Source organism: Streptosporangium sp. NPDC000239, from assembly GCF_040300765.1.
In the GTDB taxonomy this organism is placed as follows: domain Bacteria; phylum Actinomycetota; class Actinomycetes; order Streptosporangiales; family Streptosporangiaceae; genus Streptosporangium.
Genome location: NZ_JBEPEI010000008.1, coordinates 227614 through 240731 on the forward strand (window position 1 = coordinate 227614; position 13118 = coordinate 240731).

Below are 13118 nucleotides of genomic sequence, written 5' to 3' on the forward strand. Positions count from 1 at the left end.
GAGGGTGTGACCTGGACCCTGGCACGGAGGAGGGCGGCGCGTGCCCGCGCGTGCCCGTCCCCCGCCTGGGAGATTCCGGACGAGGCCGCCTGAGACTTCCCGACGACCATCGGACAGCCAGGAGAAAGGGAGAAACATGACAACGACCAGCCCCTCGGACGCTGACAGGGCCGCCGTGGCGGCCGTCCCCCAGCGCGTCGTCGACGCGTGGGCCGAACACGACGCGGAGGCCTTCGCCGGCGTCTTCACCGAGGACGGGAGCATGATCCTGCCCGGCCTCTACCGCAAGGGCCGTCAGGAGATCCACTCGTTCATGGCGGAGGCGTTCGAGGGCCCGTTCAAGGGCACCCAGGTGACCGGGCGCCCGATCGACATCAGGTTCCTCGGCGAGACGACCGGGGTGCTGATCACGCAGGGCGGCGTGCTGGCTCCGGGTGAGACCGAGGTCTCCCCGGAACGCGCCATCCGGGCCTCCTGGCTGGTCGTCAAGGAGGACGGCCAATGGCGGCTCGCCGCCTACCAGAACAGCCCCGTCAACCCGGCCTGACCCGCTCGCGCGGACGCCGCCCGGCCCCACGGCCGGGCGGCGTCCTCGTGCCGGGGCCGGTCAGGACCAGGCGAGCATCAGGAGCGGATCCTCCAGCATGGCGCCGATCTCGCGGAGCACCGTGGCGCCCAGTTCGCCGTCCACGATCCGGTGGTCGAACGACAGCGCCAGCGTGGCGACCCTGCGGACCGTGACCCGTCCCTCGTGTACCCAGGGCATGTCCCTGATCTGGCCGAGCGCGAGGATCGCCGCCTCACCCGGCGGCAGGATCGGGGTTCCGGCGTCCACCCCGAAGACGCCCGTGTTGGTGATCGTGACGGTTCCCCCCGACAGGTCCCCGGGGGTGGTCCCGCCCGCCCGCGCGGTCTCGGTCAGCTCCGTCAGGGCGCGGGCCAGGGCGGGCAGCGACAGGTCGTCGGCTCCCTTGACGTTGGGGACGATCAGCCCGCGTTCCGTGGCGACGGCGACGCCGAGGTTCACCCGCCGCCAGAGCGCGATCTCCTGGGCGGCCTCGTCCCACGAGGAGTTGATCATCGGGTTGCGCCTGACCGCGATCACCAGCGCCCTGGCGACGGGCAGCAGCGGCGAGACCCTGGTCCCGGCGAAGTCGGCCAGCCCGCGCAGCCTCGTGACCAGCTCCGTCATCGCGGTGACGTCGACCTGCAGCCAGGTGGTCACGTGCGGGGCGGTGAACGCCGAGCGCACCATCGCCTCCGCCGTGCGCCTGCGCACCCCCCTGACCGGGATCCGCTCCTGCCCGCCGCCGGGCTCCGGGTCCGGTACGGCCGCCGCCCGCCGGACGTCCTCGTGGGTGACCGATCCTCCCGGGCCGGTCCTGGCGAGGGCGGCCAGGTCGACGCCGAGGTCCTTGGCCAGTCTGCGGACGGTCGGCTCGCCCGCGCCACCGTCTCCGCTCCCTCCGGGCCTTTCGGATCTTCCGGGCCTTTCAGGGGCGGTCCGCCTGCGCGGCCTGCGGCTCGTCGCGCCCGGCATGGCCCCGTACCCGACGAGCACGGGAACCCGCTCCTGCTCCCGAGAGGCGACGGGCGGGGCCACCCGGGGGGCGTCCCCGCCGACGGCCACGGTGATGAGCGCTGTGCCGACCTCGACCGTCGTGCCCTCCTCGACGAGGAGTTCCCCCACGACGCCCGCGAAGGGGCAGGGCAGCTCGACGACGGCCTTGGCCGTCTCGATCTCAAGGATGACCTGGTTGACCCGCACGGGCTCGCCGGGGCGCACGTGCCACCTGACGATCTCCGCCTCGACGAGCCCCTCACCGACGTCGGGGAGCGCGAACCGTCTCAGCTCACTCATGCTCACCAGGCCATGGTCCGGTCGACGGCGTCGAGGACGCGGTCGAGGTCGGGAAGGTAGTGCCGTTCGAGGCGCGAGGGCGGGTAGGGCGTGGAGAAGCCGCCGACCCGCAGCACCGGGGCCCGCAGGTCGTAGAAGCACCGTTCGGTGATCCTCGCCGCCAGCTCCGCGCCGTACCCGCTGAACACCGGGGCCTCGTGCACGACGACGCACCGGCCGGTCCTGCGCACCGAGGACAACACCGTCGCCTCGTCCAGGGGACTGAGCGAGCGGACGTCGACGACCTCGACGGAGCGGCTCCCGTCGGCCTGGGCGGCTTCGAGACAGGTCCGTACGGCCGGGCCGTAGGCCAGCAGCGTCACGTCCCGCCCCGGGCGGGCGACCACGGCCCGGCCGAGGGGCACCGCCCCCGACAGGTCGAGCTCGACCGGCGCCTTGTCCCAGTAGCGCCGTTTCGGCTCGAACAGGATCACCGGGTCGGGGCAGGAGATGGCCTGCTGGATCATCGTGTAGGCGTCGGAGGGGTTGGAGCAGGCGACCACGCGCAGGCCGCCGGTGTGGGTGAAGTACGCCTCGGGGGACTCGCTGTGGTGTTCGGCGGCGCCGATGCCGCCGCCGAACGGGATCCGGACGACGACGGGAAGTTCGAGTGTGCCGAGGGAACGCAACCGCATCTTGGCGAGCTGGGTGGTGATCTGGTTGAAGGCGGGGAACACGAAGCCGTCGAACTGGATCTCGCACACCGGGCGGTAGCCGCGCAGCGCGAGCCCGATGGCCGTGCCGACGATGCCCGACTCGGCCAGGGGCGTGTCGATGACCCTGCTCTCGCCGAAGTCCTTCTGCAGGCCGTCGGTCACCCGGAAGACACCGCCGAGCCTGCCGACGTCCTCCCCCATGACGAGGACCCTGGGGTCGCGTTCCATGGCCTTGCGCAGGCCCTCGTTCATCGCCCGGGACAAAGACAGGGTCTCAACGCCCACCGTCGTGCCTCCCTTCGCGTGTCTCCCTCATCGCGGCGTGTCCTCGAAGGAGGCGAGGTAGGCGGCGAAGGCGGCGCGCTCGTCCTCGACCAGCGGGTGCTCGGCCGCGTAGACGTTGTCCCACAGCTCGTCGAGGTCCGGATCGGGCAGTTCCCGGCATCGGGTGCGCAGGTCCGCCCCGATCCGTTCCGCCTCCGTCTCGACCTCGGCGAGGAAGGCCTCGTCCGCGGCGCCGCAGGCCAGCAGGTAGGTCCTGACCCGTTCGACGGGGTCCTTGAGCAGCCAGGCCTCGGTCTCGGCGCGCGGGCGGTAGCGGCCGGGGTCGTCCGTCGTCGTGTGGGCCCCCATCCGGTAGGTGAACGCCTCGACCAGCGTCGGCCCCTGCCCGCTGCGCGCGTTGTCCAGCGCCCTTGCGGTCACCGCCAGGCAGGCCAGCACGTCGTTGCCGTCCACCCTGACGCCGGGGAAGCCGAAGCCGTCCGCGCGCCGGTGCAGCGGGACGCGTGACTGCCGCTCGGTGGGTTCGGAGATCGCCCACTGGTTGTTCTGGCAGAAGAACACGATCGGCGCGTTCTGCACGGCCGCCCAGGCGAACGCCTCGTTGACGTCGCCCTCGCTGGTCGCGCCGTCGCCGAAGTAGGCGATCACCGCGTCCTCCGCGCCGTCGCGCTGGACGCCCATGGCGTAGCCGGTCGCGTGCAGGACCTGGCTGCCGATGACGATCGTCGGCAGGTGCAGGTTGTGCTCCCTGGGGTCCCACCCGGCGTGGTTGATCCCCCGGAAGGAGCCGAGTTCCCGCACCGGGTCGACGCCCCTGCACCAGGCGACGCCGTGCTCGCGGTAGCTGGGGAAGGCCATGTCCCCGGGATGCAGGGCGCGGGCCGAGCCGACCTGCGCCGCCTCCTGGCCGCGCAGCGAGGGCCAGACGGCCAGCTCTCCCTGCCTGGCCAGGGCCAGGGCCTCCTCGTCGAGTCTCCTGACGATCACCAGGTCCCGGTAGAGGCTCCTGACCTCCCGCGCGGTGAAGACGGCGTCGTAGTCCGGGTGCTCGACCCGCCTGCCGTCCGGGGTGAGCAGCCGGACGGGTTCCTGCGGGGGCGGCGGGGGCGGCGGGGGCGGCGGGGGCGCTGTGACGGTCCCCGGGGGCGTACCGCGCGCGGCGTCGATGGTCACGTGCCACTCCTCGTGCGTTGCGGTGGTCGGGAACCGGCGCGCGGCCGGTTGCCGGTGGTGTCCGTGGGTGCGGGCCCCCGCGTGTCCGCGGAACCCGCGAACGGCCGGTGAGGGACCCGTGCGGATCGCGGCGTACGGCCCCGGCCTGGGCGTTCAGCGCGGGGTGTCCAGGTGGGCGGCGAGGTCACGGGGCCGGGTGTCGGTCCAGTGCCGCCTGACGTGGCCGAGGCAGTCCTCACGTCCCGCGGGGCCGTGGGTGACGGCCCATCCCGCGGGCACGGCGGCGAAGACGGGCCACAGGGAGTGCTGACCCTGTTCGTTGACCAGCACGAGGAAGGTTCCGTCCGGGTTCTCGAAGGGGTTGGCCATCTCGTTCTCCTTCTCCGTTACCGGGCTTCAGACGCGAGGGCTCGAAGAGCTGACAAGCCGTCAGGCGCCACCGAACCGCGCCGCCAGGCCCGCGACCGTCGGGGTGTCGAACAGGGCGCTGATCGGCAGGTCCTCGCCCAGTTCCGCGTGGATGCGGCTGATGAGCCGCATCGCCAGCAGCGACTGGCCGTCGAGGTCGAAGAAGCTGTCGTCGACGCCGACCCGCGTCACGCCGAGCACCTCGGCGAACAGGGCGCACAGGGTCTCCTCAAGCCGGCCGCTCGGGGCGCGGTAGGCGGGCAGGCCCGTGAAGTCGGGCCCGGGCAGCGCCGCGCGGTCCAGTTTCCCGTTGGGGGTCAGCGGCAGGGTGTCGAGCACGACGAACGCGGCGGGCACCATGTAGTCCGGCAGCGCCCGCGCCGCGTGGGCGCGCAACGCCTCCACGTCGGCGCCACCGGGTCCGGGCACGACGTAGGCGGCCAGTCTTCTCTCTCCGTCCTCGGCCCGTCTGGCGACGACCGCGACGTGGGCGAGCCCGGGGTGTCTCGCCAGGACCGCCTCGATCTCGGCGGGTTCGACCCGGAAGCCCCGGATCTTCACCTGGTCGCCCGCGCGGCCGACGAAGTCGAGCTGTCCCCTGGGGGTCAGCCGTACCAGGTCGCCGGTGCGGTACATCCGCTCGCCGGGTCCCGCGAACGGGTCGGCGACGAAGCTCTGCGCGGTCAGGTCGGCCCGGCCCGCGTAACCGCGCGCCAGGCGGGTGCCGCCCACGTACAGCTCGCCGACCGTGCCGGGCGGGACGGGGGTGAGGGCCTCGTCGAGGACGCGCAGCCGTACGTCGTCGAGCGGGCCGCCGACCGGTACGGCGCCCTCCTCGGTGTAGGGGGCGGTCATCGGGCCGTGGGTGACGAACAGCGCCGTCTCCGTGGCGCCGTACATGGCCCTGACCACCGTGTCCGGGCAGGCGTCGAGCACCCGCCGTACGGCCTCGGGCGCGATCACGTCCCCGCCGGTCAGCACCTCGCGCACCCCGGCCAGGCACTTGGGCGCCTCCTCGGCGAGCACCCGGAACAGCCCGGCCGTCAGGTGCAGACCGGTGATCGCCTCCTCGGTCACGAGCCTGCCCAGGGTGGCCACGCCGAGGACGCCGGGGGGCGCGACGACGATCCGGCCGCCGTTCAGCAGCGGCACCCACAGCTCGTAGGTGGAGACGCTGAAGGCGTGCGGCGCGACCATCAGCACCCGTTCGTGCCGCCCGCCCTCCCAGCAGGAGTCGAAGGCCAGCCCGAGGACGCCCCGGTGGGTGACGCCGACGCCCTTCGGCTCTCCCGTCGAGCCCGAGGTGTACATCTGGTAGGCGAGCTGGTCCGGGTGGGAGTCCACGCCCGGGTCGGCCGGGGACTCCCCCGCCGACTCACGGCCTCCGTCGACGACGACGAGCGGGCCGCCCTCCGGCAGGCCGCGCCCGAGGGTCGTCGCGTCGGCGAGCAGGATCGGCGCGCCCGCGTGGTCCATGATCCACTGGATGCGCTCCAGCGGGTGGGAGGTGTGCAGCGGCAGGTAGAACGCCCCGGTCTTGAGCACCGCCAGGATGGCGGCGACCATGTCGGCCGAACGCTCCATCAGCACCGCGACCGGCCTCTCCGGACGGGCTCCCCGTCCGAGCAGCAGGTGCGCGAGCCGGTTGGCCCGTTCGTCCAGCTCCCGGTAGGTCAGGCGGAGGTCGCCGAAGGAGACGGCCGTCGCGTCCGGGGTCAGCGCCGCCTGGGCGGCGAAGCGTCCCTGGACGGAACCCTGGGTGGAAGGGGAAGCCATCGCGTACTCCAATCCGTTCGTTCCGCCTGAGCCCGCCGTGCGGGCCGCCCGCGCGGGCGGGAACCGGGGGCCGGGGGCGGGGCGGATTCGCGGGCACGACGGGCACGGGCGGGCGCCGGCGGCCGGGGCCGTCACCCCCGCCGTGGACGGCCGCCGTCGCGTCCGGTCACGCAGTCAGCGTCACATCCGCCCGCTGTACAGCGCATCTCCCGGATTGCGATGCTCTCCGGCGCTCTCCGGCGCTCTCCGGTGCGGCTCTCCGCCGGGGTCAGGCGGGCAGCCAGGCGGCGCGGCCGTAGGCGGGCGGCGGGCAGGGGACGTGGACGACGGCGTACGGCCCGGCCGCCAGGTCGAGCGCGTCGAGCACCAGCAACCCGCCCTCTCGCCTGGCGTCGTCCCGGACGAAGACGAGGAGCCAGCCGTCGCCCTCAGCCGGCCCCCGGGGCACGAACACGGGGTCCCCGGCGCGCTTCCCCGCGCCGAGCCGGTGTTCCCGGAGGCCGCCGGTCCTCAGGTCGTACCGGACGAGCGCGGCGCCCTCCCGCGGGTCACGGGAGCCGAACACGTGGCGGTGCGCGCGCCCCGTCGCCCGCTCGTCGGCCAGGGCCGTCTCCGCCCCCGGTGCCAGCTCCCGTTCCCCGACGGCGCCGGTGACCGGGTCGAGTGTCCAGCGCCACAGCCGCGGCGACCCCTGCGGGCCGGGGGCCCCGTCATAGGCCCGGGGGTGGCGCACGGCGTCGACCACGACCTTCCCGTCCTCCTCGTAGGCGTTCACCGCCCGGGAGACGTGGCAGGGGCCGATCTCGAACCAGCGCGGCTCCGGCGCCCCCTCGCGGGGCAGCAGGCCGACGCGCGCCCTCGCGCCCGGCCGCCAGGAGTACGGCGGGCGGGTCCCGGCCAGGGCGGCGGCGCGGTCGTGGAGGACCGGCGGGTCGAACACGACGACGTGGTGCCCGGTGAGGGCGGCGGCGCTCATGAGGGGCGCGCCGTCGAGGGCGAAGGGCCGGGCGTGGCGGACGGCGCCGCCGGAGTCGGCGACCAGGTGCTCGGCGTGTCCCAGCCCGGGGTAGGAGGCGACGGCGTGCCACCGGCCGGTGGCGGGGTCGCGGACGGGCCTGGCGAGCGAGAGGGGCCCGGGGACCCGGCCGCCGGGGTTCGCGGGCCGTACGGCGGGGGCCAGGGCGGGCACCGGCCCGAAGGGGCTCGCCGGAGGGACGGTCGTGCGGGCGCGGTGCCGGAAGGCCTCTCCCCCGCGCAGGCCGACGCCGGACAGGAGGGTCCTTCCGTCGCCGAGAGGATGCGGGAAGGCCTGCAGGAAGCACCCGTCGAGCCCCTCGGGAAGGGCTCCCTCGACGGGGAGCCGCAACGGTGACGGCACCCAGGTGGGGGCCGGGCCGGACGCGCGAGCTGGGGCGGCCATGAGGCGCCTCCTCCGGGCGGGGTCAGCAATACCATAACGGTGTTGTGCTTAGAAACATATCGGCGTTATGTAATACTTGTCAACATGAGTCCCCGCCGAGCAGACCCCAGGACACGTCCCGCACTGGTCGACATCGCCGCCCGGCTGCTCGCCGAGGAGGGACCGCAGGCCCTGTCGACCCGGCGGCTCGCCACCGAGGCCGACAGCTCGACGATGGCGGTCTACACCCACTTCGGGGGCATGAGCGGGCTGGTGCGGGAGATCGTGCACGAGGGGTTCGCCCGGCTGCAGCGCCATCTCACCCACGTGCGCCAGACCGGTGACCCGGTGGCCGACATGGCGCTGCTCGGCAGGGCCTACCGCCACAACGCGCTGGCCAACCCGCATCTGTACGCGGTGATGTTCGGCGGGGCGTCGCTGGCCGGCTTCTCCCTGACGGAGGAGGACCGCCAGCACGGGCGCTACACGCTGGGCAACGTCGTCAAGTGCGCCACCCGCTGCTTCGAGGCGGGCCGGTTCAGGGCGGAGGACGCCGAACTCGTCGCCCACCAGATGTGGAGCGCGATCCACGGGCTGGTCACCCTGGAGCTCGGCGGCTACCTCATCGCCCCCTACGACGCCGAGCGCTGCTTCGAGGCCCAGCTCACCGCCCTGATGGTCAGCTCGGGGGACGACCTGGACAGCGCGAGGAGATCGGTCGCCCTGTCCGGGGACCGGATGCGGGCCGAGGTCGAGGAGACCGGAGGTCAGGGCCTGTTCCGCGAGGCACCGCCTGCGTGACCGCGGCGGGCGTGAGGCTCCGCGGAACGGAACCTAGAGGGGGATGTTGCCGTGTTTGCGCTGCGGCGGCGTCTGGCGCTTGTTGCGCAGCATGGCCAGGGCGCGCGCGACCGCGGCGCGTGTCTCCGCCGGGTCGATCACGTCGTCGACCAGCCCCCGTTCCGCGGCGTAGTGCGGGTGCATGAGCCGCTCGGAGTACTCGGCGACGAGTTCGGCGGCCAGTTCGGCCGGGTCGGCCGCGGCGGCCAGTTCCTTGCGGAAGATGACGTTGACCGCTCCCTGCGCGCCCATCACGGCGATCTCGTTCGTCGGCCAGGCCAGGGAGAGGTCGCAGCCGATGGAGCGGGAGTCCATCACGATGTAGGCGCCGCCGTACGCCTTGCGCAGGATGACCTGGACGCGGGGCACGGTGGCCTCGCAGTAGGCGTACAGCAGTTTGGCGCCGTGCCTGATGATGCCCGCGTGCTCCTGGTCGGGGCCGGGCAGGAAGCCGGGGACGTCGACCAGTGTCACCAGCGGGATGCCGAAGGCATCGCAGAAGCGGACGAACCTCGCCGCCTTCTGTGACGCCGCGACGTCCAGGACCCCCGCGAGCACCATGGGCTGGTTGCCGACCAGGCCGACCACCTCGCCGTCGACGCGGGCCAGCGCGCACACCACGTTCGGCGCCCAGCCCTCCTGCAGTTCGAGGAACTCGCCGTCGTCGACCAGTTCGGCGACGACCGAGCGGATGTCGTACGGCCTGTTCGGCTCGACGGGCACGATCTCGGCGAACCCGGGCCGGTGGTCGGTCGTGGCCTGGCGCGGCGGCCCGGCGGGCGGCGGCTCCAGGTTGTTGCTCGGCAGCAGGGACAGCAGGTAGCGCACGTCCTCAAGCGCGCTCTCCTCGTCGTCGTGCACGAAGGTGGCCACCCCGGAGCGACCGCCGTGCACCTCGGCGCCGCCCAGTTCGTCGTGGGTGACCCGCCTGCCGCTGACCGCCTCGACGACGTCGGGGCCGGTCAGGTACATCCGCGCGGTCTCGCGGACCATGAAGGTGAAGTCGGCCAGGGCCGGGGAGTAGGCCGCTCCCCCGGCGCAGGGGCCGAGGATCACGCTGATCTGCGGGATCACGCCGGAGGCCTGGACGTTGCGGCGGAAGATGCCGCCGTAGCCGTCCAGGGACATCACCCCCTCCTGGATACGGGCGCCGCCGCTGTCGTTGAGCCCGATGAGGGGCGCTCCGGTGGCGATCGCCAGGTCCATCACCTTGTGGATCTTCGCCGCGTGCGCGTGGCCCAGCGAGCCGCCGAAGATCGTGAAGTCCTGGGCGTAGACGAAGACCCGGCGCCCGTCCACCGTGCCCGAGCCGGCGACCACCCCGTCGGTGTGCGGGCGCCGCTCACCCATCCCCAGGTCGTTCGCCTGGTGGCGGCGGTACATGTCGATCTCGGTGAAGGAGCCCTCGTCGAGCAGCAGGTCGAGCCGCTCCCGCGCCGTCCGTTTGCCCAGCGACCGCTGCCGCTCGACCGCGGCCCGGGAGCCCGCGGCGATCCGGCCGCGCAACCTGCCGTGCCGCTCACGCAGCAGGTCCATCGAGCGCGGCGGCTCGCCGGGCCCGTCCTCCCCTCGCGCGTCGGAGGGGGCGGGCACGTCTTTGACGTCGTCCCGCAGGCCGGTCCGCCTGCCTGCCGGGGTCACGACGCCCTCACCGGCGTCAGGTCCCCGCGCGCCGTGCCCGCCTGCCGGTCCGACAGCGACCCGTTGGCGTGCAGCCAGCGCACGGTCTCGCCGACCGTCTCGGCGACGGGCCGCGGGACGACGCCGCCGGTGCTCGCCCCCTCCGCCACCCGTGTCGCGCAGGCGCACACGTAGACGGCGCCGTACTGCGCCGGGATGTGCCAGGGGCACACCCGCTGCGCGAGGTCGGCCAGCAGCCCGGCCGGGAGCATGGCGCGGGCGGGCAGGAAGAGCGTCGGCAGGCGGCGTCCGGTCACCTCGCGCAGCACCTCCACATAGCGCCGGGTCGTCAGGTAGTGGCCGGGCCCGAAGTGCCTGGCCGGGCCGCCGCCGTACGGCGTGAGCAGTCCGGCGTGCAGCGCGGCGGTGTCCCGCACGTCGCCGAGTGGCAGCCCGCCGAGCGGCCAGACCGGCATCAGGCCCCGCAGGACGTCACGGAGCCTGGCGGTCTGGTCGCCGAGCCTGGGGTCGTGCGGGCCGAGCAGGGCCGGCGGGTAGGTGATCACCACCGGGGCGCCCTCCCGCTGGTGGCCCCGGGCCACGGCCTCGGCCGCCGCCTTGCTCGCCATGTACGGCTCGCGGGGCCTGCCGACGGGGGTGTCCTCGCGGACGACCCCGCCGGGGGCGGGGAACAACGCCGCGACGCTGGAGACGTGGATGATCGGGTCGGCTCCCGCCGCGCGCGCGGCCCCGAGCACGACCTCGGCGCCCCGCTCGTTGGTCCGCCGCACACTCGCGCGCCGTCTGCTGTCGAAGGTGTAGACCGCCGCCGCGTGCAGCACGGCGTCCGCCCCCCGCACCGCCCGGCCGACCGCCTCACCGTCGGTGACGTCTCCGGTCACCACCTCGACGGCGTCCCCGAAGGTGCCCGCGAAGGTGTCCTCGTCGGCGTTCCCGCCCGGCGCGGGGCCGGGCAGGAGAGGGGCCAGGGCGCGGGCGACCCCGGACGGTTCGCGGACGAGCAGGCGGACCCGGTGCCCCGCCCGCAGGAACGCCGCGACCGAATGGGCCCCGACGAATCCGGTGCCGCCTGTCACGCTCACCAGCATCAGAAATACCTCGCTCATGGCGGAATCACTGGGCGTTTCGCAGCAAGCGTGCACGAGTGAAGATCCCATTGTCTTCTCCCATTGTGCTTTCAGCGGACCGGCGTTATCGTCCGCGTAAGGCGAATTCGGCAATCCAGGAGAAGAAGCGGCCGATTCGGCACCGCTACGGTTGACGACGTTGTCGTCGCAACGTCAGAGAAATTGTTCGGCGCGAGAGCGGAGGTTTCCGCATGGCTTCTGAGGCGGCTTCGGCGGGTCGCTTTCCTGGAAGAATGGCAATTGTCAACGGACCCCGGCACAGGACCTGGCTGAACGTCTTCCTCGTGCTCGTCGTCGCCCACTGGGCAGAGCACGTGGCGCAGGCCGTGCAGATCTACGTCCTCGGCTGGCCGGTCCCGCAGGCGCGCGGCGTGCTCGGGCTGCCGTTCCCGTGGCTGGTGACCTCCGAGTGGATGCACTACGGCTACGCGTTGTTCATGCTCATCGGTCTCGTCATGCTCAGGAAGGGGTTCACCGGCCGTTCCCGCACCTGGTGGAACATCTCACTCGGCATCCAGGTCTGGCACCACTTCGAGCACCTGCTGCTGCTCCTGCAGGCGATGACCGGCAACCACCTGATGGGCAGGCCGGTCCCCACGAGTGTCCTGCAGGTCTTCTTTCCCCGGGTCGAGCTGCACCTGTTCTACAACGCCGTCGTCTTCGCCCCGATGGTGGTCGCGATGGTCCTGCACCGCCGTCCGAACGAATCCGAGCGGTCGGCCATGGCGTGTGGCTGCGCGACGGCGCGCACCTGAGGGCCCCCGGAAAAGGAAAGCTTTCTCGAATGTCCGGCCGCGGCGCGTTTCCCGTGCCGCGGCCGGGCGTTTTCCACCGGCCGGGGAAAGGGGTTCACGGACTTTCCCCGCGCGTCCAGCCGCCCACCGTCCTGGCCGCGGCCATGCTCGCCCACGCGGTCAGTTCGACCAGCTCCCGGTCTCCCGTCCCGCGGCTCTCCCTGAAGGCGTCCACGTCGGCCTCGCCGACCCGGTAGGAGGCGAAGGCCGTCAGCAGGGCCAGCCGCCCGGCGGGGCGGTCCTCGGCGGCCAGGTCCGCGACCGCCTCCTCCGCCCACGCCCCGCCGAGCCCGGGGTGGCCGCCGTCCCAGGCCGCCAGCCTGGCCGTCAGCAGGTCACGGACGGGGCCCGGCACCGAACGGCGGCCCGCCGCCTCGATCGCCGAGGCCGCGCGGGCGAAGGCGCCCGCGACGCCCGGCGCGCCCGCCGCCCAGGACAGGTCGCCGGGCAGCGGGGCCATGGGCAGCAGGTCGAGCGAGCCGCCCGGCTCGACGCCCCCACCGGTCGGCCGCATGAGCCGGCCCAGCGTCCGCATGAGGGTGCCGCGTGCCATCCCCGGTGTCCGCGGCGGCAGCGGCGTCTCGTCGAGGAACACGTTGACCATGCGGTTGAGGTAGTGGAAGGTGACCGCGACCCCGACGAGGACCCCGACGGGCTCGGCGGCCTGTTCCCCGGGGAACGGCGTCGCCCGCCCGCGCGTCCCGCTCGCCCTGGCCCACTCCTCGACCGGCGCGAGATCACGCCGCGCGCCACCCTCCGGGGGGACCAGGCCGCCCAGGGCGGCGCCGTGCACGCCCGCGCAGTAGGGGCAGGCGTTGCCGAGCGAGACGCCGGTCGCGACCGCCTCCCTGACCGCCCGGCCCGGTCCGCCGCCGGTCAGCAGCGTCTCCCGCAGCATCATCCAGCAGGCGGCCAGGATCTCCGGGGCGGGCGAGTGCAGGGCGACCGGCGGCGCCAGCATGCCGAACTCCCGTTCCGAGCGCGTGTACACCTCGGCGACCAGGCCCCGCGCCCGCGCGGGCGGCACCGGGCGGACGTGCCTGACCTGGCGGAGCGAGCCGCGCAGCGGTTTCCTGAGGACCCGCCGCAGGAGTGTCGTTTCCATCGCGCGCTCCCTGA

Annotated in this window: 12 protein-coding genes; 3 read left to right on the forward strand and 9 right to left on the reverse strand. The window is 73.7% G+C overall.

Annotation, left to right across the window (positions count from 1 at the left end; genetic code table 11):
* Window positions 1-136 precede the first annotated feature (136 nt).
* Window positions 137-547 carry an SgcJ/EcaC family oxidoreductase gene (locus ABT340_RS21840; RefSeq protein WP_352012629.1) on the forward strand — a complete coding sequence of 137 codons (411 nt, stop codon included), beginning with the start codon at window positions 137-139 and terminating at the stop codon, window positions 545-547.
* Between the two features lie 60 nt (window positions 548-607).
* Here ABT340_RS21840 and ABT340_RS21845 read toward each other — a convergent pair whose 3' ends face one another.
* The 6 genes from ABT340_RS21845 to ABT340_RS21870 all read right to left on the reverse strand — a co-directional run bounded on the left by ABT340_RS21845 (window position 608) and on the right by ABT340_RS21870 (window position 7618).
* Complete coding sequence (locus ABT340_RS21845) at window positions 608-1861, reverse strand: dihydrolipoamide acetyltransferase family protein (RefSeq protein ID WP_502992521.1); 1254 nt, start codon at window positions 1859-1861, stop codon at window positions 608-610.
* Window positions 1862-1863: 2 nt separating this feature from the next.
* Window positions 1864-2841 (reverse strand): alpha-ketoacid dehydrogenase subunit beta, encoded by a 978-nt coding sequence (locus ABT340_RS21850; protein ID WP_352012631.1) that lies wholly within the window; start codon window positions 2839-2841, stop codon window positions 1864-1866.
* A 27-nt stretch (window positions 2842-2868) separates the two neighbouring features.
* Window positions 2869-4014: a pyruvate dehydrogenase (acetyl-transferring) E1 component subunit alpha gene (gene pdhA / locus ABT340_RS21855; protein ID WP_502992522.1), complete on the reverse strand. Its 1146-nt coding sequence runs from the start codon at window positions 4012-4014 to the stop codon at window positions 2869-2871.
* A 153-nt stretch (window positions 4015-4167) separates the two neighbouring features.
* Window positions 4168-4383: an MbtH family protein gene (locus tag ABT340_RS21860; RefSeq protein WP_352012632.1), complete on the reverse strand. Its 216-nt coding sequence runs from the start codon at window positions 4381-4383 to the stop codon at window positions 4168-4170.
* Between the two features lie 60 nt (window positions 4384-4443).
* Window positions 4444-6198, reverse strand: a complete 1755-nt coding sequence (locus ABT340_RS21865) for an amino acid adenylation domain-containing protein (protein ID WP_352012633.1) — start codon at window positions 6196-6198, stop codon at window positions 4444-4446.
* Window positions 6199-6466: 268 nt separating this feature from the next.
* Complete coding sequence (locus tag ABT340_RS21870; protein ID WP_352012634.1) at window positions 6467-7618, reverse strand: carotenoid oxygenase family protein; 1152 nt, start codon at window positions 7616-7618, stop codon at window positions 6467-6469.
* 84 nt (window positions 7619-7702) lie between these two features.
* Here ABT340_RS21870 and ABT340_RS21875 point away from each other — a divergent pair, with 84 nt between their 5' ends.
* Window positions 7703-8398, forward strand: a complete 696-nt coding sequence (locus ABT340_RS21875; protein WP_352012635.1) for a TetR/AcrR family transcriptional regulator — start codon at window positions 7703-7705, stop codon at window positions 8396-8398.
* Window positions 8399-8431: 33 nt separating this feature from the next.
* Here the strand turns inward: ABT340_RS21875 and ABT340_RS21880 are convergent, their stop codons facing one another.
* The gene (locus ABT340_RS21880) at window positions 8432-9973 is read right to left on the reverse strand and encodes an acyl-CoA carboxylase subunit beta (RefSeq protein ID WP_352012713.1); all 1542 of its coding nucleotides are present in this window, start codon (window positions 9971-9973) and stop codon (window positions 8432-8434) included.
* Window positions 9974-10074: 101 nt separating this feature from the next.
* Window positions 10075-11184 (reverse strand): NAD-dependent epimerase/dehydratase family protein, encoded by a 1110-nt coding sequence (locus ABT340_RS21885; protein WP_352012636.1) that lies wholly within the window; start codon window positions 11182-11184, stop codon window positions 10075-10077.
* Between the two features lie 254 nt (window positions 11185-11438).
* On the opposite strand from ABT340_RS21885, the gene ABT340_RS21890 reads away from it, so the two are divergent.
* The gene (locus ABT340_RS21890) at window positions 11439-11960 is read left to right on the forward strand and encodes a hypothetical protein (protein WP_352012637.1); all 522 of its coding nucleotides are present in this window, start codon (window positions 11439-11441) and stop codon (window positions 11958-11960) included.
* Between the two features lie 94 nt (window positions 11961-12054).
* On the opposite strand, the gene ABT340_RS21895 is transcribed toward ABT340_RS21890, so the two are convergent.
* Complete coding sequence (locus ABT340_RS21895) at window positions 12055-13104, reverse strand: carboxymuconolactone decarboxylase family protein (protein ID WP_352012638.1); 1050 nt, start codon at window positions 13102-13104, stop codon at window positions 12055-12057.
* Window positions 13105-13118 lie beyond the last annotated feature (14 nt).

Excerpts from the sequence above, each read along its gene's own strand:
- ABT340_RS21875 (WP_352012635.1), top strand. The coding sequence starts at position 7,703 with ATGAGTCCCCGCCGAGCAGACCCCAGGACACGTCCCGCACTGGTCGAC.
- ABT340_RS21880 (WP_352012713.1), bottom strand. The coding sequence starts at position 9,973 with ATGGACCTGCTGCGTGAGCGGCACGGCAGGTTGCGCGGCCGGATCGCC.
- ABT340_RS21865 (WP_352012633.1), bottom strand. The coding sequence starts at position 6,198 with ATGGCTTCCCCTTCCACCCAGGGTTCCGTCCAGGGACGCTTCGCCGCC.
- ABT340_RS21860 (WP_352012632.1), bottom strand. The coding sequence starts at position 4,383 with ATGGCCAACCCCTTCGAGAACCCGGACGGAACCTTCCTCGTGCTGGTC.
- ABT340_RS21840 (WP_352012629.1), top strand. The coding sequence starts at position 137 with ATGACAACGACCAGCCCCTCGGACGCTGACAGGGCCGCCGTGGCGGCC.
- ABT340_RS21890 (WP_352012637.1), top strand. The coding sequence starts at position 11,439 with ATGGCAATTGTCAACGGACCCCGGCACAGGACCTGGCTGAACGTCTTC.
- ABT340_RS21845 (WP_502992521.1), bottom strand. The coding sequence starts at position 1,861 with ATGAGTGAGCTGAGACGGTTCGCGCTCCCCGACGTCGGTGAGGGGCTC.
- ABT340_RS21870 (WP_352012634.1), bottom strand. The coding sequence starts at position 7,618 with ATGGCCGCCCCAGCTCGCGCGTCCGGCCCGGCCCCCACCTGGGTGCCG.
- ABT340_RS21895 (WP_352012638.1), bottom strand. The coding sequence starts at position 13,104 with ATGGAAACGACACTCCTGCGGCGGGTCCTCAGGAAACCGCTGCGCGGC.
- ABT340_RS21885 (WP_352012636.1), bottom strand. The coding sequence starts at position 11,184 with ATGAGCGAGGTATTTCTGATGCTGGTGAGCGTGACAGGCGGCACCGGA.